This window comes from Microbacterium sp. NPDC078428 (assembly GCF_044542535.1).
Taxonomy (GTDB): domain Bacteria; phylum Actinomycetota; class Actinomycetes; order Actinomycetales; family Microbacteriaceae; genus Microbacterium; species Microbacterium limosum.
Genome location: NZ_JBITUP010000008.1, coordinates 1 through 16,781 on the forward strand (window position 1 = coordinate 1; position 16,781 = coordinate 16,781).

Annotated in this window: 25 protein-coding genes; 24 read left to right on the forward strand and 1 reads right to left on the reverse strand. The window is 67.3% G+C overall.

Features of this window, described 5'->3' with window-relative positions:
* Window positions 1-372: 372 nt before the first annotated feature.
* From rpsL to tuf, 4 genes are all read left to right on the forward strand, one after another.
* Window positions 373-741 carry a 30S ribosomal protein S12 gene (gene rpsL, locus ACIGCK_RS13390; RefSeq protein WP_292812855.1) on the forward strand — a complete coding sequence of 123 codons (369 nt, stop codon included), beginning with the start codon at window positions 373-375 and terminating at the stop codon, window positions 739-741.
* A 5-nt stretch (window positions 742-746) separates the two neighbouring features.
* Window positions 747-1,217, forward strand: coding sequence for a 30S ribosomal protein S7 (gene rpsG / locus ACIGCK_RS13395; protein WP_100809897.1), 471 nt, complete (start codon window positions 747-749; stop codon window positions 1,215-1,217).
* An 86-nt stretch (window positions 1,218-1,303) separates the two neighbouring features.
* On the forward strand, window positions 1,304-3,418 hold the full coding sequence (fusA, locus tag ACIGCK_RS13400; RefSeq protein ID WP_330170442.1) for an elongation factor G: 2,115 nt from the start codon (window positions 1,304-1,306) through the stop codon (window positions 3,416-3,418).
* A gap of 125 nt (window positions 3,419-3,543) precedes the next feature.
* On the forward strand, window positions 3,544-4,737 hold the full coding sequence (gene tuf / locus ACIGCK_RS13405) for an elongation factor Tu (protein WP_396666759.1): 1,194 nt from the start codon (window positions 3,544-3,546) through the stop codon (window positions 4,735-4,737).
* Window positions 4,738-4,840: 103 nt separating this feature from the next.
* Here the strand turns inward: tuf and ACIGCK_RS13410 are convergent, their stop codons facing one another.
* Entirely contained in the window at window positions 4,841-6,391 is a 1,551-nt protein-coding gene (locus ACIGCK_RS13410; protein ID WP_396666761.1) for a NosD domain-containing protein, read from the reverse strand.
* Between the two features lie 837 nt (window positions 6,392-7,228).
* Between ACIGCK_RS13410 and rpsJ the strand changes: the two genes are divergently transcribed.
* The 20 genes from rpsJ (at window position 7,229) to rplO (ending at window position 16,686) form a co-directional block, all read left to right on the forward strand.
* The gene (gene rpsJ, locus ACIGCK_RS13415) at window positions 7,229-7,537 is read left to right on the forward strand and encodes a 30S ribosomal protein S10 (protein WP_013584016.1); all 309 of its coding nucleotides are present in this window, start codon (window positions 7,229-7,231) and stop codon (window positions 7,535-7,537) included.
* Between the two features lie 7 nt (window positions 7,538-7,544).
* A complete protein-coding gene (gene rplC, locus ACIGCK_RS13420; protein ID WP_396666763.1) occupies window positions 7,545-8,204 on the forward strand; it encodes a 50S ribosomal protein L3 in 660 nt (219 codons plus the stop codon).
* A 4-nt stretch (window positions 8,205-8,208) separates the two neighbouring features.
* Window positions 8,209-8,868, forward strand: a complete 660-nt coding sequence (gene rplD, locus ACIGCK_RS13425; protein WP_396666765.1) for a 50S ribosomal protein L4 — start codon at window positions 8,209-8,211, stop codon at window positions 8,866-8,868.
* Complete coding sequence (gene rplW / locus ACIGCK_RS13430; protein ID WP_330170437.1) at window positions 8,865-9,164, forward strand: 50S ribosomal protein L23; 300 nt, start codon at window positions 8,865-8,867, stop codon at window positions 9,162-9,164. The genes rplD and rplW overlap by 4 nt, the downstream gene beginning before the upstream one ends.
* Window positions 9,165-9,188: 24 nt before the next feature.
* Window positions 9,189-10,028: a 50S ribosomal protein L2 gene (gene rplB, locus ACIGCK_RS13435; protein WP_330170436.1), complete on the forward strand. Its 840-nt coding sequence runs from the start codon at window positions 9,189-9,191 to the stop codon at window positions 10,026-10,028.
* A gap of 13 nt (window positions 10,029-10,041) precedes the next feature.
* A complete protein-coding gene (gene rpsS / locus ACIGCK_RS13440; RefSeq protein ID WP_330170435.1) occupies window positions 10,042-10,323 on the forward strand; it encodes a 30S ribosomal protein S19 in 282 nt (93 codons plus the stop codon).
* Window positions 10,324-10,345: 22 nt separating this feature from the next.
* Window positions 10,346-10,741 carry a 50S ribosomal protein L22 gene (gene rplV, locus ACIGCK_RS13445; RefSeq protein WP_330170434.1) on the forward strand — a complete coding sequence of 132 codons (396 nt, stop codon included), beginning with the start codon at window positions 10,346-10,348 and terminating at the stop codon, window positions 10,739-10,741.
* Window positions 10,741-11,496, forward strand: coding sequence for a 30S ribosomal protein S3 (gene rpsC / locus ACIGCK_RS13450; RefSeq protein WP_330170433.1), 756 nt, complete (start codon window positions 10,741-10,743; stop codon window positions 11,494-11,496). Before rplV ends, rpsC begins: the two co-directional genes overlap by 1 nt.
* Window positions 11,496-11,915, forward strand: a complete 420-nt coding sequence (gene rplP, locus ACIGCK_RS13455; protein WP_045275476.1) for a 50S ribosomal protein L16 — start codon at window positions 11,496-11,498, stop codon at window positions 11,913-11,915. The genes rpsC and rplP overlap by 1 nt, the downstream gene beginning before the upstream one ends.
* Window positions 11,915-12,229: a 50S ribosomal protein L29 gene (gene rpmC / locus ACIGCK_RS13460; RefSeq protein WP_396666769.1), complete on the forward strand. Its 315-nt coding sequence runs from the start codon at window positions 11,915-11,917 to the stop codon at window positions 12,227-12,229. The genes rplP and rpmC overlap by 1 nt, the downstream gene beginning before the upstream one ends.
* A complete protein-coding gene (gene rpsQ, locus ACIGCK_RS13465) occupies window positions 12,229-12,564 on the forward strand; it encodes a 30S ribosomal protein S17 (RefSeq protein WP_330172054.1) in 336 nt (111 codons plus the stop codon). Before rpmC ends, rpsQ begins: the two co-directional genes overlap by 1 nt.
* A 3-nt stretch (window positions 12,565-12,567) precedes the next feature.
* Complete coding sequence (gene rplN, locus ACIGCK_RS13470; protein ID WP_330170431.1) at window positions 12,568-12,936, forward strand: 50S ribosomal protein L14; 369 nt, start codon at window positions 12,568-12,570, stop codon at window positions 12,934-12,936.
* A gap of 3 nt (window positions 12,937-12,939) precedes the next feature.
* A complete protein-coding gene (gene rplX / locus ACIGCK_RS13475; protein WP_330170430.1) occupies window positions 12,940-13,299 on the forward strand; it encodes a 50S ribosomal protein L24 in 360 nt (119 codons plus the stop codon).
* Complete coding sequence (gene rplE / locus ACIGCK_RS13480; protein ID WP_330170429.1) at window positions 13,299-13,889, forward strand: 50S ribosomal protein L5; 591 nt, start codon at window positions 13,299-13,301, stop codon at window positions 13,887-13,889. Before rplX ends, rplE begins: the two co-directional genes overlap by 1 nt.
* A gap of 83 nt (window positions 13,890-13,972) precedes the next feature.
* Window positions 13,973-14,371: a 30S ribosomal protein S8 gene (rpsH, locus tag ACIGCK_RS13485; protein ID WP_330170428.1), complete on the forward strand. Its 399-nt coding sequence runs from the start codon at window positions 13,973-13,975 to the stop codon at window positions 14,369-14,371.
* Between the two features lie 6 nt (window positions 14,372-14,377).
* Window positions 14,378-14,914 carry a 50S ribosomal protein L6 gene (gene rplF, locus ACIGCK_RS13490; protein ID WP_396666772.1) on the forward strand — a complete coding sequence of 179 codons (537 nt, stop codon included), beginning with the start codon at window positions 14,378-14,380 and terminating at the stop codon, window positions 14,912-14,914.
* Between the two features lie 2 nt (window positions 14,915-14,916).
* Window positions 14,917-15,276, forward strand: coding sequence for a 50S ribosomal protein L18 (gene rplR, locus ACIGCK_RS13495; RefSeq protein WP_330170426.1), 360 nt, complete (start codon window positions 14,917-14,919; stop codon window positions 15,274-15,276).
* Window positions 15,273-15,953, forward strand: coding sequence for a 30S ribosomal protein S5 (gene rpsE / locus ACIGCK_RS13500; protein ID WP_396666773.1), 681 nt, complete (start codon window positions 15,273-15,275; stop codon window positions 15,951-15,953). Before rplR ends, rpsE begins: the two co-directional genes overlap by 4 nt.
* Window positions 15,953-16,138 (forward strand): 50S ribosomal protein L30, encoded by a 186-nt coding sequence (gene rpmD / locus ACIGCK_RS13505; protein ID WP_194424257.1) that lies wholly within the window; start codon window positions 15,953-15,955, stop codon window positions 16,136-16,138. Before rpsE ends, rpmD begins: the two co-directional genes overlap by 1 nt.
* Window positions 16,138-16,686, forward strand: a complete 549-nt coding sequence (rplO, locus tag ACIGCK_RS13510; protein ID WP_396666774.1) for a 50S ribosomal protein L15 — start codon at window positions 16,138-16,140, stop codon at window positions 16,684-16,686. The genes rpmD and rplO overlap by 1 nt, the downstream gene beginning before the upstream one ends.
* The last annotated feature ends 95 nt before the right edge of the window (window positions 16,687-16,781 follow it).

The window sequence follows — 16,781 nt, forward strand, 5'->3', positions numbered from 1 at the left end:
CTCACTTCCCATGCCCCGAGCGTCACCATTTCGCGGGCAATCTCAAATGAGGCACCGAGGGCGTTTCGCGGGCACTTTACGTGAGTCTCGTCGTCCGTTTGACCGCCCTCGCCCCCCGCGCGTATCATTGATCGGGTGTGCGCCCATGCGCGCCCTGCGACGTGCCGTGAGCGTGTCCCGGGGTGGGCGGAAGCCGCATCTCATCTCAGGGAACGACCTGCGAACAGGTCACCCCCACGGCATACCCACTCGATCGCGACAGCCCTCTGGCGCGGGAGCGGGTCTACGTGACCCGGGCCGGCCGGACCGATATCCGGATGCCCGGGAGAGAACACGAACGCTGTCACCGTGCAGCATGAAGGAGAACAACCAGTGCCAACCATTCAGCAGTTGGTCCGGAAGGGTCGCTCGCCGAAGGTCACCAAGACCAAGGCTCCCGCCCTGAAGGCCAACCCGCAGCAGCGCGGCGTGTGCACCCGTGTGTACACCACGACGCCCAAGAAGCCGAACTCGGCGATGCGCAAGGTCGCCCGTGTCAAGCTCTCGAACGGCACCGAGGTCACCGCCTACATCCCCGGCGAGGGCCACAACCTGCAGGAGCACTCGATGGTGCTCGTGCGTGGCGGTCGTGTGAAGGACCTGCCCGGTGTGCGTTACAAGATCGTCCGTGGCGCCCTGGACACCCAGGCCGTGAAGAACCGTAAGCAGGCTCGCAGCCGCTACGGCGCGAAGAAGGGCTGAGAACCATGCCTCGTAAGGGTCCTGCCCCGAAGCGCCCCGTCGTCAACGACCCGGTCTACGGCGCCCCCATCGTCACCCAGCTCGTCAACAAGATCCTGGTCGACGGCAAGAAGTCCCTCGCCGAGTCGATCGTCTACAACGCCCTCGCGGGCGTCGAGGCGAAGAACAGCCAGGACGCGGTCGCGACGCTCAAGAAGGCGCTCGACAACGTCCGCCCCACCCTCGAGGTCCGCAGCCGCCGCGTCGGCGGCTCGACCTACCAGGTGCCGGTCGAGGTCAAGCCGCACCGCGCGAACACCCTCGCGCTGCGCTGGCTGGTCAGCTACGCGAAGGGTCGTCGTGAGAAGACGATGACCGAGCGTCTGCAGAACGAGATCCTCGACGCCTCGAACGGCCTGGGTGCCGCGGTCAAGCGCCGCGAAGACACCCACAAGATGGCCGAGTCGAACCGCGCCTTCGCGCACTACCGCTGGTAATCAGCATCCACTCCGCCGGCCGGGACCACCGGTTCCGGCCGGCGGAACCCGCGACATCCCGTCACCTCACGTAAGGAAACGCACCCGTGGCACAAGACGTGCTCACCGACCTCAACAAGGTCCGCAACATCGGCATCATGGCCCACATCGATGCTGGCAAGACGACGACCACCGAGCGCATCCTGTTCTACACGGGCGTCAACCACAAGATCGGCGAAACGCACGACGGCGCGGCGACGACCGACTGGATGGAGCAGGAGCAGGAGCGTGGCATCACGATCACCTCTGCGGCGGTCACGTGCTTCTGGGAGAAGAACCAGATCAACATCATCGACACCCCCGGACACGTGGACTTCACGGTCGAGGTGGAGCGTTCGCTCCGCGTTCTCGACGGTGCCGTCGCCGTCTTCGATGGCAAGGAGGGTGTCGAGCCCCAGTCCGAGACCGTGTGGCGTCAGGCCGACAAGTACGACGTGCCCCGCATCTGCTTCGTCAACAAGATGGACAAGCTCGGCGCCGACTTCTACTTCACGGTCGACACGATCATCAACCGGCTGAAGGCCAAGCCGCTCGTGCTGCAGATCCCGATCGGCGCCGAGAACGACTTCGTCGGCGTCGTCGACCTGGTCTACATGCGTGCGCTGGTATGGCCCGGCGATGCCAAGGGTGACGTCACCATGGGCGCCAAGTACGAGATCCAGGAGATCCCCGCCGACCTCGCCGACAAGGCCGCCGAGTACCGCGAGAAGCTTCTCGAGACGGTCGCCGAGTCCGACGAGGTGCTGCTCGAGAAGTACTTCGGCGGCGAAGAGCTCACCACCGACGAGATCAAGGGCGCCATCCGCAAGATGACGATCGCGTCCGAGGTCTACCCGGTGCTCTGCGGTTCCGCGTTCAAGAACCGCGGCGTCCAGCCCATGCTCGACGCGGTCGTCGACTACCTCCCCTCGCCCCTCGACGTCCCCGCCATCGAGGCGCGCGACCCGAAGGACGAAGAGAAGATCATCGAGCGTCACGCCGACAGCAAGGAGCCGTTCGCGGCTCTGGCGTTCAAGATCGTCACGCACCCGTTCTTCGGTCGCCTGACCTACATCCGCGTCTACTCGGGTCACCTCGACTCGGGCGCCCAGGTGGTCAACGCCACCAAGGGCAAGAAGGAGCGCATCGGGAAGATCTTCCAGATGCACGCCAACAAGGAGATGCCGGTCGACTCGGTCACCGCGGGTCACATCTACGCCGTGATCGGTCTCAAGGACACGACGACGGGCGACACGCTCTCGGACGCGAACCACCAGGTCGTGCTCGAGTCGATGACGTTCCCCGAGCCGGTCATCGAGGTCGCCATCGAGCCGAAGACCAAGGCCGACCAGGAGAAGCTCGGCACCGCGATCCAGAAGCTCGCCGAAGAGGACCCGACGTTCCGCGTCGAGCAGAACGCCGAGACGGGCCAGACGGTCATCAAGGGCATGGGCGAGCTGCACCTCGACATCCTCGTCGACCGCATGAAGCGCGAGTTCAAGGTCGAGGCCAACGTCGGAAAGCCGCAGGTGGCGTACCGCGAGACGATCAAGAAGGCCGTCGAGCGTCACGACTACACCCACAAGAAGCAGACCGGTGGTTCGGGTCAGTTCGCGAAGATCCAGTTCGCGCTCGAGCCGCTCGAAGTCACGGCCGAGACCACGTACGAGTTCGTCAACAAGGTCTCGGGCGGACGAATCCCGCGCGAGTACATCGCGCCGGTCGATCAGGGCTTCCAGGACGCCATGAACGTCGGCGTTCTCGCCGGCTACCCCATGGTGGGTGTCAAGGCGATCCTGCTCGACGGTGCGTCGCACGATGTCGACTCGTCTGAAATGGCGTTCAAGATCGCCGGTTCGATGGGCTTCAAGGAGGCCGTCCGCAAGGCGAGTCCGGTCATCCTCGAACCGATCATGTCGGTCGAGGTGCGTACTCCCGAGGAGTACATGGGCGACGTCATCGGTGACCTCAACAGCCGCCGCGGACAGATCCAGTCGATGGAGGATGCCGCGGGCGTCAAGGTCGTGCGGGCGAACGTCCCGCTGTCCGAGATGTTCGGCTACATCGGCGACCTGCGCTCGAAGACTTCCGGCCGCGCCGTCTACTCCATGGAGTTCGACAGCTACGCCGAGGTCCCGCGCGCCGTGGCCGACGAGATCGTCCAGAAGAACAAGGGCGAGTAACCCGCGTCGGATGCCTCGGCATTCGGTTTCTACAACTTCATAACTAGACTGAGAACCATCCCCGTAGAGAGCCGGTCGCAATCCAGCGACCGGGGCTTCTACACGACAGTCCTGAGGAGGACCCAGTGGCTAAGGCCAAGTTCGAGCGGACCAAGCCGCACGTGAACATCGGAACGATCGGTCACGTCGACCACGGCAAGACCACGCTCACCGCCGCGATCTCGAAGGTGCTCGCCGACAAGTACCCGTCGGCCACCAACGTTCAGCGCGACTTCGCGTCGATCGACTCGGCTCCCGAGGAGCGTCAGCGCGGCATCACGATCAACATCTCGCACGTCGAGTACGAGACCCCCAAGCGTCACTACGCGCACGTCGACGCCCCGGGTCACGCCGACTACATCAAGAACATGATCACCGGTGCTGCCCAGATGGACGGCGCGATCCTCGTGGTCGCCGCCACCGACGGCCCGATGGCCCAGACGCGTGAGCACGTTCTGCTCGCCAAGCAGGTCGGCGTGCCCTACCTCATGGTCGCGCTGAACAAGGCCGACATGGTCGACGACGAGGAGATCCTGGAGCTCGTCGAGCTCGAGGTCCGCGAGCTGCTGTCGAGCCAGGGCTTCCCCGGCGACGACGCTCCGGTCATCCGCGTCTCGGGCCTGAAGGCTCTCGAGGGCGACGAGAAGTGGGTCCAGTCGATCCTCGACCTGATGGACGCCGCCGACGAGTCGATCCCCGACCCCGTGCGTGACAAGGACAAGCCGTTCCTCATGCCGATCGAGGACGTCTTCACGATCACCGGTCGTGGCACGGTCGTGACGGGTCGCGCCGAGCGCGGCACGCTGGGCATCAACTCCGAGGTCGAGATCGTCGGCATCCGCCCGACGCAGAAGACGACGGTCACGGGTATCGAGATGTTCCACAAGCAGCTCGACGAGGCCTGGGCCGGCGAGAACTGCGGTCTGCTCCTGCGTGGTCTCAAGCGCGACGACGTCGAGCGCGGCCAGGTCGTCGTGAAGCCGGGTTCGGTCACGCCCCACACCAACTTCGAGGGCACGGCGTACATCCTGTCCAAGGAGGAGGGTGGCCGTCACAACCCCTTCTACACGAACTACCGCCCGCAGTTCTACTTCCGCACCACGGACGTCACCGGCGTCATCTCGCTGCCCGAGGGCACCGAGATGGTCATGCCCGGCGACACCACGGACATGACGGTGGAGCTGATCCAGCCCATCGCCATGGAAGAGGGCCTCGGCTTCGCGATCCGTGAGGGTGGCCGCACCGTCGGCGCCGGAACGGTGACCAAGATCATCAAGTGATCTGATTCATGGCGGATGCCTCGGCATCCGCACCGACAAGGGGTCGGGCCTTCGGGCCCGGCCCCTTCGTCGTGTCGTCGCGGCATCGCGCCCGGGCGCGGGATCAGGGGGCGAGATTGCCCGATACGTCCGCGCCGTCGGGCGCCTCGACCGCGCTCCCGACGCCGGTGGTGATGTTGCCGGTCACCCTGCCCCATCCCGAGCTGTCCTCGATGCGCACGCCGACGGCCGCGCCGGCGCCGGAGAGCTCGTTCCGGTCGACGAGATAGTCGCTCGTGCGGGAGAGCGAGACGCCCGCCGATGAGAAGCCCTCGAGCCGGTTGTCCGTCACCCGGACGCCGGATGTCGTGCCGACCGTCGCGATGCCGTCCGTCACCGTGCCCTCGTCGTTGAATCCCGTGTTGCCGTCGACCGTGATGTCCGCGGGGGCCTGGTCGCCCTCGCCCTGGATGACGATGAACGCGCGTGCCTCGGCGCCCGGTTTCACGACGAGCGAGTTGCCGCTGATCTGCGCGCGCTCCACGCCCCCGTAGATCATGATCGGTGCCCTGCGAGGGTCGTAGTTCTGCCCCTGGCCGTCGGCGGCGGTGCGCGTGTACAGGATCGTGTTGTCCGCCACGACGCTGTCGTGCGAGCGGAGGATCACGGCGATGCCCCACCACGTGGCATCCGCCACGGTGTTGCCCGTGATGGTGGTGTGGGCGACGTTCTCGCTCACGATCGAGCGGCGGAACTGCCCGTAGACGACGTTGCCCGTGATCGCGACCATCGACGCGGTGTGTGGGGCGTCCTCGGTGTTGCCGAGGGTGATGCTCTCGGTGTGGATGCCCACGCGGGCGTCGGTGCCGGGCTTCGCGTTGACGATGTTCCCGGTCACGGTGGCCTGCGCCCCCCACACGACGATCCCGTCGCCGCGATCCTCGCCCCGGTTCTCCCGCGAGTCCGGCCCGGCGCCGACGCCGATGACGTCCTTCACGCGGTTGCCGGAGATGACGATGTCGTGGAACTCGCCGCCGTACCGCACGGCGATGCCGTTCTGGAATCGCTCGATGTGATTGCCGATCACGCGAACATCGGACGCCTTGATCTCGATCCCGTAGTTGCGGTCGCCCTCTGCGCTCCCGAGCTCGTTCGGATTCGTCATCGTCACGCCCGAGATCTCGACGTTGTCGCCGACGACGCTCAGGGCCGCGCTCTCCGAGATCCCCTCGGTCCAGCGCAGCTCCCCGCCCCCGCGCAGGATGGTGTTGCCGGGGATCTCGATCGTGCCGTCCAGGCGGATCACCGACCCGGAGGGCACCTCGACGGTGCGCACGCCCTCCGCGGGCAGGCTCGCGATGAACGCCCTGACGCCGTCGGTCGAGACGGTCGCGCCCGTCGGGTCGATGCCGGGCCCGGCCAGCACGGCCGAGGTGCCGGCCGGAACCGTCGAGGTGATGAGCGGGACAAGGGATGTCACAGTGGGGGCCGGCTCCGATTGCGCCGCCACCGCGAGGGGAGCGAACAGCCATATCGCGCCGCCGACGAGGAGGGCCCCGCCCGCTGCCGCGACCGGTGCGACCCACGCGCGGCGATGCGGCCGGTGTCCCCCCGACGCCTCGTGCTCCCGCGCGTGCGCAGAGCTCTTCCCCTGATCCCCATCTGCCCCCGGCATGTCCACATGCTAGCGGCCATCACGTTACGAGAGGGTTGCGGTCGCTCCCGCGCACTCGCCCTTCCGTCGTGGTGACCGCTGTGTCAAGATGGGCACGCGCCGTGGGGGACACGGCGCATGCGGGCCCGGCCCGCGAACCCGCGACGGGGGGTCGCGGTCCGGTGGGCGCAGGGCGCCGCCGGTGAGATGCATGTGGGGATGCATTGATGGGGACAGGATCGACCACGACGCGTGGCACCCGGTGCGGTGCATCCGCGGTGGTGACCCCGTGCTCCCGTCGTCCTGGTCGCGCCGCTCCCGCGGACTCGACGCGCGCGCGAGGCCGCATCCCCTCCGGGGCCCTCCCACCGATCGACGGTCCGCCTCGCATACGCGGCGCGGGCTGACGCAGAGTCCCGCCGCGCGGCGGGCGGGGAGGGGGCGGTGGCTTGGGGCACCGCCCTTCTCTCTGCGACACGCCCGGGTTTGCGACACGCCCGGGCGTCACGTAGACTAGTCAGGTTCCACACTCCGGGGGCCGCGTATGCGCGCACCGGATCACTGCCAGGGCAGTGCATAGGACGCATCGCAGGGCCCAGGCCCCGATGTCGAACCTAGGCCGCGGGCAGCAGAACGACACATCCCATCATCGCTCCGTCCGAGTGCCCTGCGCGCGTGCGGAGCGATCGTGCGGATGCCGGGAGTCTCGAACTCCCGGGCTGACAGCAGAACAGCGGTGCAGCAACACGTCGCCTCCGGGCGGCGGCGAAGTGCCCGGCGCGAGAGCGCCACCGTGCGTCCAATGCGCCCGGCATCCGAACCGGTGTCGTAAGACGCGAGAAAGAGAGTGAGCAGACAATGGCGGGACAGAAGATCCGCATTCGCCTGAAGTCGTACGACCACGCGGGGCTCGACAGCTCGGCCCGCAAGATCGTCGACACCGTGACCCGTGCAGGAGCGACCGTCGTGGGCCCCGTGCCCCTTCCGACGGAGAAGAACGTGGTGTGCGTCATCCGTTCCCCGCACAAGTACAAGGACAGCCGCGAGCACTTCGAGATGCGCACCCACAAGCGTCTGATCGACATCATCGACCCGACGCCCAAGGCCGTCGACTCCCTGATGCGCCTCGACCTGCCGGCCGACGTCAACATCGAGATCAAGCTCTGAGGACGACATGGCTGACATCAACAACAAGATTTCGAAGGGCATGCTGGGCACCAAGCTCGGTATGACCCAGGTGTGGAACGAGCAGGGCAAGCTCATCCCCGTCACCGTCATCGAGCTCGCCTCGAACGTCGTGAGCCAGGTGCGCACGCCCGAGAAGGACGGCTACAACGCCGTTCAGATCGCCTACGGCCAGATCGACCCCCGCAAGGTGAACAAGCCCCTGACGGCCCACTTCGAGGCCGCGGGCGTCACCCCCCGCCGTCACCTCACCGAGGTGCGCACCGCGGATGCCGCTGACTACTCACTCGGTCAGGAGCTCACGGTGGACGGCGTGTTCGAGGCCGGCCAGCTGGTCGACGTCGTCGGCACCAGCAAGGGCAAGGGCACCGCGGGTGTCATGAAGCGCCACAACTTCAAGGGTGTCTCCGCTTCGCACGGTGCGCACCGCAACCACCGCAAGCCCGGCTCGATCGGCGCCTCGTCGACCCCGAGCCGTGTCTTCAAGGGCATGCGCATGGCCGGCCGTATGGGTGGCGAGCGCGTGACCGTCCAGAACCTCACCGTGCACGCGATCGACGCCGAGAAGGGTCTGCTGCTCGTCAAGGGCGCCGTCCCCGGTGCGCGCGGTCGCATCGTGTACGTCCGCAACGCAGTGAAGGGCGCCTGAGCACATGGTTGACTCGACTCTCACGCTCGATGTCCGTGGCACCGACGGCAAGAAGGCCGGCTCCGTGGAGCTGCCCGCCTCGGTGTTCGACGTCAAGACGAACATCCCGCTGATCCACCAGGTCGTCGTCGCGCAGCGCGCCGCGGCCCGCCAGGGCACGCACTCGACCAAGCGTCGCGGCGAGGTCTCCGGTGCCGGCCGCAAGCCCTTCAAGCAGAAGGGCACGGGTAACGCCCGTCAGGGCTCGATCCGCGCGCCGCACATGACCGGCGGTGGCATCGTCCACGGTCCGAAGCCGCGCGACTACGCGCAGCGCACCCCCAAGAAGATGATCGCGGCCGCCCTCCTGGGCGCGCTCAGCGACCGCGTCCGGGGCCAGCGCCTGCACATCGTGGAGTCCCTCGGCATCGAGGGCGCCCCCTCGACCAAGGCGGCGGCGGCGTACCTCGCGCAGGTCGCCCCCACGAAGAACGTGCTGGTCGTCCTGCACCGCGACGACGAGCTGAGCATCAAGAGCGTGCGCAACCTCGCGTACGTGCACGTGCTGTTCTTCGACCAGCTCAACGCCTACGACGTGCTCGTCTCCGACGACATCGTCTTCACCAAGGCCGCGTACGACGCCTTCGTCGCGTCGAAGTCGGCCACCGAGGAGGTCTCCGCATGAGCGCCCTGAACAAGGACCCGCGCGACATCATCCTGAAGCCGGTCGTCTCCGAGAAGAGCTACGGCCTGATCGACGAGGGCAAGTACACCTTCCTGGTGGACCCCCGCGCCAACAAGACCGAGATCAAGTTCGCGGTCGAGAAGATCTTCGGCGTCAAGGTCGCGGCGGTCAACACCGCCAACCGCAACGGCAAGGCCCGTCGCACCCGGTTCGGGCTCGGCAAGCGCAAGGACACCAAGCGCGCGATCGTGACCCTCAAGTCGGGCACCATCGACATCTTCACGGCTGTCGGCTGACGGTCGGGATAGAGGACTAAGAACATGGCTATTCGCAAGTACAAGCCCACGACGCCCGGTCGCCGCGGCTCGTCGGTCGCCGACTTCGCCGAGATCACGCGTTCGACGCCCGAGAAGTCGCTGCTGCGTCCGCTCAGCAAGACCGGTGGTCGCAACAACCAGGGTCGCATCACGACGCGTCACATCGGTGGTGGCCACAAGCGCCAGTACCGCCTGATCGACTTCCGTCGCAACGACAAGGACGGCATCGACGCGAAGGTCGCTCACATCGAGTACGACCCCAACCGCACGGCGCGCATCGCACTCCTGCACTACGTGGACGGCGAGAAGCGCTACATCCTGGCGCCGAACAAACTGTCGCAGGGCGACGTCGTCGAGTCCGGCCCGAACGCCGACATCAAGCCCGGCAACAACCTGCCGCTGCGCAACATCCCCACCGGTACCGTCGTGCACGCCATCGAGCTGCGCCCCGGTGGCGGCGCGAAGATCGCGCGCTCGGCCGGCGCGTCGGTGCGTCTCGTTGCAAAGGACGGCCCCTACGCCCAGCTGCGCCTGCCCTCGGGCGAGATCCGCAACGTCGACGCGCGCTGCCGCGCGACCGTCGGCGAGGTCGGCAACGCCGAGCAGTCCAACATCAACTGGGGCAAGGCCGGCCGCAAGCGCTGGAAGGGCGTGCGCCCGACGGTCCGCGGTGTCGCGATGAACCCGGTCGACCACCCGCACGGTGGTGGTGAGGGCAAGACGTCCGGTGGACGCCACCCCGTGTCGCCGTGGGGTCAGGCCGAGGGCCGCACCCGCCACGCCAACAAGGAAAGCGACAAGCTGATCGTCCGTCGTCGCAACGCCGGCAAGAAGCGCAAGTAGGTAGGAACAGAAGATGCCACGCAGTCTCAAAAAGGGCCCCTTCGTCGACGAGCACCTGCTTCGCAAGGTCGCCGCTCAGAACGAGTCGGGTTCGAAGAACGTCATCAAGACCTGGTCGCGCCGGTCGATGATCGTGCCGGCCATGCTCGGCCACACGATCGCCGTCCACGACGGTCGCAAGCACATCCCCGTGTTCGTGACCGAGACCATGGTCGGCCACAAGCTGGGCGAGTTCGCGCCCACCCGCACCTTCCGCGGTCACGAGAAGGACGACAAGAAGGGCCGTCGCCGCTAAGGCGACCGAGGAGGAGAGAGAAATGGTGGAGTCCATCGCCCGCGTGCGACACATCCGCGTGACCCCTCAGAAGGCTCGTCGCGTCGTCGCGCTCATCAAGGGCAAGCAGGCCGAAGAGGCCCTCGCGATCCTGAAGTTCGCACCGCAGGGTGCGAGCGAGCCGATCTACAAGCTCGTCGCGTCGGCCATCGCCAACGCACGGGTGAAGGCCGACAAGGACGGCGAGTACTTCGACGAGCAGGGTCTGTTCGTCAAGAACGCCTACGTCGACGAGGGCACGACGCTCAAGCGTTTCCAGCCCCGCGCCCAGGGCCGCGCGTTCCAGATCAAGAAGCGCACGAGCCACATCACGGTCGTCCTGTCGACCCCCGAGGTCGCTGACGCGGCCGCCGCCCCGACCAAGAAGGCGAGCAAGTAATGGGACAGAAGGTAAACCCGTACGGCTTCCGCCTCGGCATCACGACCGATCACGTCTCGCGGTGGTTCTCGGACTCGACGAAGCCGGGTCAGCGTTACGCCGACTACGTCGCCGAGGACATCAAGATCCGCAAGATGCTGCAGACCTCGCTCGACCGTGCGGGCGTCAGCAACATCGAGATCGAGCGCACGCGTGACCGCGTCCGCGTCGACATCCACACCGCCCGCCCCGGCATCGTGATCGGCCGCCGCGGCGCCGAGGCCGAGCGCATCCGCGCCGACCTCGAGAAGCTCACCGGCAAGCAGATCCAGCTGAACATCCTCGAGGTGAAGAACCCCGAGGCCGACGCCCAGCTCGTCGCGCAGGGTGTCGCCGAGCAGCTCTCCGCACGCGTGGCGTTCCGCCGCGCGATGCGCAAGGGGCTGCAGGGCGCGCAGCGCGCCGGCGCCAAGGGTGTCCGCATCCAGGTGTCGGGCCGCCTCGGCGGTGCCGAGATGAGCCGCTCGGAGTTCTACCGCGAGGGTCGTGTGCCGCTGCACACGCTGCGCGCGAACATCGACTACGGCTTCTACGAGGCCAAGACGACCTTCGGCCGCATCGGCGTGAAGGTCTGGATCTACAAGGGCGACCTCACCAACAAGGAGCTCGCACGCGAGCAGGCCAACGCGCCCAAGTCGCGCGGTCGTGACGACCGCGGCGACCGTCGCCGTGGCCCCCGCAGCGAGGCGCCCGTCGCAGAAGGAGTGTCGGCGTAATGCTCATCCCCCGCAAGGTCAAGTACCGCAAGCAGCACCACCCCAAGCGGGACGGGCAGGCGACCGGTGGCACGAAGGTGTCGTTCGGCGAGTTCGGCATCCAGGCCCTCACGCCCGCGTACGTCACCAACCGCCAGATCGAGTCGGCGCGTATCGCGATGACCCGTCACATCAAGCGTGGCGGGAAGGTGTGGATCAACATCTACCCCGACCGTCCGCTCACGAAGAAGCCCGCCGAGACCCGCATGGGTTCCGGTAAGGGCTCCCCCGAGTGGTGGGTCGCCAACGTCAAGCCGGGTCGCGTCCTCTTCGAGGTCGCCGGTGTCAACGAGGAACTCGCTCGCGAGGCCCTGACCCGTGCCATTCACAAGCTGCCCCTGAAGGCACGCATCATCAAGCGCGAGGAGGGCGACGCGTAATGGCGATCGGCACCAAGGAGCTCGCCCCGGCAGAGCTCGACACGTTCGAAGACCAGCGCCTCGTCGAGGAGCTGCGCAAGGCCAAGGAAGAGCTGTTCCACCTGCGCTTCCAGTCGGCCACCGGCCAGCTCGAGAGCCACGGCCGCATCCGCGCCGTCAAGCGCGACATCGCGCGGCTCTACACCGTCATCCGTGAGCGCGAGCTGGGCATCCGTGCCACGCCCGCCCCCGCGGAGACGGCGACGAAGGCCAAGAAGAGCAAGGCGAAGAAGTCCGAGGACGACTCGGCCACCGCCGAAGGAGAGGCTGAGTGATGGCCACCACGAAGAAGGCCGACACCGCCGCAGAGCAGGTCGCGGGTCACGAGCACGCCGAGCACGACGTCCGTGACGCCGGCGCCCGCGGGTACCGCAAGTCCCGCCGCGGCTATGTCGTCAGCGACAAGATGGACAAGACGATCGTCGTCGAGGTCGAGGACCGCGTGAAGCACCCCCTCTACGGCAAGGTCATCCGTCGCACCTCCAAGGTCAAGGCGCACGACGAGGGCAACACCGCCGGCATCGGCGACCTCGTCCTCATCAACGAGACCCGCCCGCTGAGCGCGACCAAGCGCTGGCGCCTGGTGGAGATCCTCGAGAAGGCGAAGTAAGCAATGATTCAGAACGAATCCCGCCTCAAGGTCGCCGACAACAGCGGCGCCAAGGAGCTGCTCACGATCCGCGTGCTCGGCGGCTCCAACCGTCGGTACGCCGGCCTCGGCGACGTCATCGTCGCCACGGTCAAGGACGCGATCCCCGGCGGCAACGTCAAGAAGGGCGATGTCGTCAAGGCGGTCGTCGTGCGCACCGTCAAGCAGACGCGTCGCTCGGACGGCTCCTACATCAAGTTCGATGAGAACGCCGCCGTCATCCTGAAGAACGACGGGGAGCCCCGCGGCACCCGCATCTTCGGACCGGTCGGCCGTGAGCTGCGAGACAAGCGATTCATGAAGATCGTCTCGCTCGCCCCGGAGGTGCTGTAACCCATGGCGAAGATCAAGAAGGGTGACCTCGTTCAGGTCATCTCGGGTGCCAAGCCCGAACGCGGCGGCGACCGCGGCAAGCAGGGGAAGGTCCTCGAGGTCGTTCCCGGCACCAACCGCGTCGTGGTGGAGGGCGTGAACTACGTCACCAAGCACACGCGCGTCGGCCAGTCGCAGCGCGGAACCAAGACCGGTGGAATCGAGACCGTCGAGGCCCCGATCCACATCTCCAACGTCGCGATCGTCGACCCCGAGACGAAGAAGCCGACCCGCGTCGGCCACCGCGTCGAGGAGGTCGTGAAGAACGGCGAGAAGCGCACCGTGCGCGTCCGCTACGCGAAGAAGTCAGGTAAGGACCTCTGATGTCAACGTCCACTGCCGCGCCGGCTGGCAAGATCCAGCCGCGCCTGAAGCAGAAGTATCGCTCCGAGATCCAGCAGAAGCTGCGCGAGGAGTTCGGGTACGCGAACGTCCACCAGATCCCCGGTCTGGTCAAGGTCGTCGTGAACACCGGTGTCGGCGAGGCCGCTCGTGACAGCAAGGTGATCGATGGTGCGGTCGACGACCTCACCAAGATCACCGGTCAGAAGCCCGTCGTGACGAAGGCCCGCAAGTCCATCGCGCAGTTCAAGCTGCGCGAGGGCCAGGCCATCGGCGCGCACGTCACCCTCCGCGGCGACCGCGCGTGGGAGTTCCTCGACCGCCTCATCTCGCTGGCGCTGCCCCGCATCCGCGACTTCCGCGGTCTGTCGGCCACGCAGTTCGACGGCCACGGCAACTACACGTTCGGTCTGCAGGAGCAGGCGGTCTTCCACGAGATCGACCAGGACAAGATCGATCGCGTCCGCGGCTTCGACATCACGGTCGTCACGACCGCGACGTCGGATGACGAGGGTCGTGCTCTGCTGCGTCACCTCGGCTTCCCATTCCGCGACCCGAACGCCCAGGCCTGAACCCGCCCATCCGGGCACACCACCACCACAGGTCGCCCGTCGTGTAACGGCGGTCGAAACCTGGTGAACGAAGGACTACACACATGACAATGACAGACCCGGTCGCAGACATGCTGACCCGTCTGCGCAACGCGAATTCGGCGCACCACGACTCCGTGAGCCTGCCGAGCTCGAAGCTCAAGACCCACATCGCCGAGATCCTCAAGCAGGAGGGCTACATCTCCGACTGGGCCGTCGCCGACGCCCGCGTCGGTCAGACGCTGACCCTCACGCTGAAGTACGGCCCGAACCGCGAACGGTCGATCGCCGGCATCAAGCGGGTGTCCAAGCCCGGTCTGCGCGTGTACGCACGCTCGACCGAGCTGCCCCGCGTGCTCGGCGGCCTCGGCGTCGCCATCCTGTCCACCTCCTCCGGTCTCCTCACCGACCGTCAGGCCGAGCAGAAGGGCGTGGGTGGGGAAGTCCTCGCCTACGTGTGGTGATCCGTCATGTCCCGTATCGGTAGGCTTCCCATCGACATCCCCGCCGGCGTGACCGTCGAGGTCAGCGGCCGCGATGTCCAGGTCAAGGGCCCCAAGGGCGAACTGAGCATTCAGATCGCCCGTCCCATCGAGGTGGCGGTGCAGGAGAACCAGATTCTCGTGACCCGGCCCGACGACGAGCGCGAGTCGCGTTCGCTCCACGGCCTCACGCGCACCCTCATCAACAACAACATCATCGGCGTGACCCAGGGCTACACCAAGGGCCTCGAGGTCGTCGGCACCGGATACCGCGTCGCGCAGAAGGGCGGCTCCGTGGAGTTCGCGCTCGGCTTCTCGCACCCCGTGCTCATCGAGCCGCCGGCCGGCATCACGCTCACGGTCGAGGGCAACAACAAGGTCACCGTGAGCGGCATCGACAAGCAGGCCGTCGGTGAGGCCGCCGCGAACATCCGCAAGATCCGCAAGCCCGAACCGTACAAGGGCAAGGGCATCCGCTACGCCGGCGAGGTCGTTCGGCGTAAGGCCGGAAAGGCTGGTAAGTAACCATGGCTGTGACGTCGAAGTCCGTCGCGCGCTCGCGCCGCCACGCCCGTCTTCGCAAGAAGATCGTCGGCACCACCGAGCGTCCGCGCCTGGTCGTGAACCGCTCGTCCCGCCACGTGTTCGTGCAGCTCGTGGACGACAGCAAGGGCCACACTGTGGCATCCGCCTCGACGCTCGAGGTCGACCTGCGCTCCCTCGAGGCCGACAAGACGGCCAAGGCGCGCAAGGTCGGCGAGCTCGTCGCCGAGCGCGCGAAGGCCGCCGGAATCAGTGAGGCCGTCTTCGACCGGGGTGGCAACCGCTACGCCGGCCGTGTCGCCGCGATCGCGGACGGCGCGCGAGAGGGCGGGCTGAACCTGTGAGCACCGACAACAAGGAGAACAACGTGTCCGCCACCACCGAGGCGCCCGCCACCACGGACGCGCCCACGGAGCGTGAGCGCGAGCCCCGCCGCGGCGGCCGCGAGCGCAACCCGAACCGCGACCGCGGTTCGCGTGACCGCAACGAGAGCCAGTTCCTCGAGCGCGTCGTCACGATCAACCGCGTGTCGAAGGTCGTCAAGGGCGGTCGTCGCTTCAGCTTCACGGCGCTCGTCGTCGTCGGCGACGGCAACGGTCTCGTCGGCGTCGGCTACGGCAAGGCGCGCGAGGTCCCCCTGGCGATCTCCAAGGGTGTCGAAGAGGCCAAGCGCAACTTCTTCCGCGTGCCCCGCGTCGGCGTGACGATCCCGCACCCCGTGCAGGGTGAGGCGGCCGCCGGCGTCGTGCTCCTGCGTCCGGCGACCGCCGGTACCGGTGTTATCGCCGGTGGCCCCGTGCGCGCCGTGCTCGAATGCGCCGGCATCCACGACGTGCTGTCGAAGTCGCTCGGCTCGTCGAACACGATCAACATCGTCCACGCGACCGTCGCGGCGCTGAAGCAGCTCGAAGAGCCGCGCGCCGTGGCCGCCCGCCGTGGTCTCGACTTCGACCAGGTCGCCCCCGCGCGCCTGGTGCGGGCCGAGGCCGAGGCCGTCGCCGCTGCGAAGGCAGGTGCATGATGGCTGCGCGTCTGAAGGTCACGCAGGTCAAGTCCAAGGTGAGCGAGAAGCAGAACCAGCGCGACACGCTGCGGAGCCTCGGCCTCAAGCGGATCGGCGACACGGTCGTCCGTCCCGATGACGCCCAGACCCGCGGCTACGTCAAGACTGTCGCCCACCTCGTGAAGGTTGAGGAGATCGACTGATGGCTGAGAACGACAAGGCTGCGGCCGAGGCGGCTGCGCCCGCCACGAAGCCGGCGGCGAAGAAGGCCCCCGCCAAGGCCGACAAGGCACCCGCCCAGGCCACGACGCGTCCCGGTGTGCTGAAGGTCCACCACCTGCGTCCGGTGCCCGGAGCCAACACCGCCAAGACCCGCGTGGGTCGTGGAGAGGGCTCGAAGGGCAAGACCGCCGGTCGCGGCACGAAGGGCACGAAGGCCCGCAACACCGTGCGCGCCGGGTTCGAGGGCGGGCAGATGCCGCTGCACATGCGCACCCCGAAGCTGCGCGGGTTCAAGAACCCGTTCCGCGTCGAGTACCAGGTGGTCAACCTCGCCAAGCTTGCGGAGCTCTACCCGAGTGGCGGCGACGTGACCGTGGCCGACCTCGTCGCCAAGGGCGCCGTTCGCAAGAACGAGAAGGTCAAGGTGCTGGGCGACGGCGACATCGCCGTCAAGCTCACCGTGACGGTCGACAAGGTCTCCGGCTCCGCCGAGCAGAAGATCGTCGCCGCGGGCGGCAGCGTCAAGTAACCACGCACGAAAGGGCCGGGGGAATCCTCCGGCCCTTTCGTCGTCCGGGACTGCTGTCGCCGGTCGGGATACGCCCCGCGAGCGACCCTGGGCTA

Coding starts and splice junctions, on each gene's coding strand:
- rplX (WP_330170430.1), top strand. CDS start 12,940: ATGGCGAAGATCAAGAAGGGTGACCTCGTTCAGGTCATCTCGGGTGCC.
- rpsC (WP_330170433.1), top strand. CDS start 10,741: ATGGGACAGAAGGTAAACCCGTACGGCTTCCGCCTCGGCATCACGACC.
- rplD (WP_396666765.1), top strand. CDS start 8,209: ATGGTTGACTCGACTCTCACGCTCGATGTCCGTGGCACCGACGGCAAG.
- rpmC (WP_396666769.1), top strand. CDS start 11,915: ATGGCGATCGGCACCAAGGAGCTCGCCCCGGCAGAGCTCGACACGTTC.
- rpsS (WP_330170435.1), top strand. CDS start 10,042: ATGCCACGCAGTCTCAAAAAGGGCCCCTTCGTCGACGAGCACCTGCTT.
- rpsH (WP_330170428.1), top strand. CDS start 13,973: ATGACAATGACAGACCCGGTCGCAGACATGCTGACCCGTCTGCGCAAC.
- rplV (WP_330170434.1), top strand. CDS start 10,346: ATGGTGGAGTCCATCGCCCGCGTGCGACACATCCGCGTGACCCCTCAG.
- rpsJ (WP_013584016.1), top strand. CDS start 7,229: ATGGCGGGACAGAAGATCCGCATTCGCCTGAAGTCGTACGACCACGCG.
- rpmD (WP_194424257.1), top strand. CDS start 15,953: ATGGCTGCGCGTCTGAAGGTCACGCAGGTCAAGTCCAAGGTGAGCGAG.
- rpsQ (WP_330172054.1), top strand. CDS start 12,229: ATGGCCACCACGAAGAAGGCCGACACCGCCGCAGAGCAGGTCGCGGGT.
- rplE (WP_330170429.1), top strand. CDS start 13,299: ATGTCAACGTCCACTGCCGCGCCGGCTGGCAAGATCCAGCCGCGCCTG.
- ACIGCK_RS13410 (WP_396666761.1), bottom strand. CDS start 6,391: ATGCCGGGGGCAGATGGGGATCAGGGGAAGAGCTCTGCGCACGCGCGG.
- rplO (WP_396666774.1), top strand. CDS start 16,138: ATGGCTGAGAACGACAAGGCTGCGGCCGAGGCGGCTGCGCCCGCCACG.
- rpsG (WP_100809897.1), top strand. CDS start 747: ATGCCTCGTAAGGGTCCTGCCCCGAAGCGCCCCGTCGTCAACGACCCG.
- rplN (WP_330170431.1), top strand. CDS start 12,568: ATGATTCAGAACGAATCCCGCCTCAAGGTCGCCGACAACAGCGGCGCC.
- rplB (WP_330170436.1), top strand. CDS start 9,189: ATGGCTATTCGCAAGTACAAGCCCACGACGCCCGGTCGCCGCGGCTCG.
- rplP (WP_045275476.1), top strand. CDS start 11,496: ATGCTCATCCCCCGCAAGGTCAAGTACCGCAAGCAGCACCACCCCAAG.
- rplR (WP_330170426.1), top strand. CDS start 14,917: ATGGCTGTGACGTCGAAGTCCGTCGCGCGCTCGCGCCGCCACGCCCGT.
- rplF (WP_396666772.1), top strand. CDS start 14,378: ATGTCCCGTATCGGTAGGCTTCCCATCGACATCCCCGCCGGCGTGACC.
- rplC (WP_396666763.1), top strand. CDS start 7,545: ATGGCTGACATCAACAACAAGATTTCGAAGGGCATGCTGGGCACCAAG.
- rplW (WP_330170437.1), top strand. CDS start 8,865: ATGAGCGCCCTGAACAAGGACCCGCGCGACATCATCCTGAAGCCGGTC.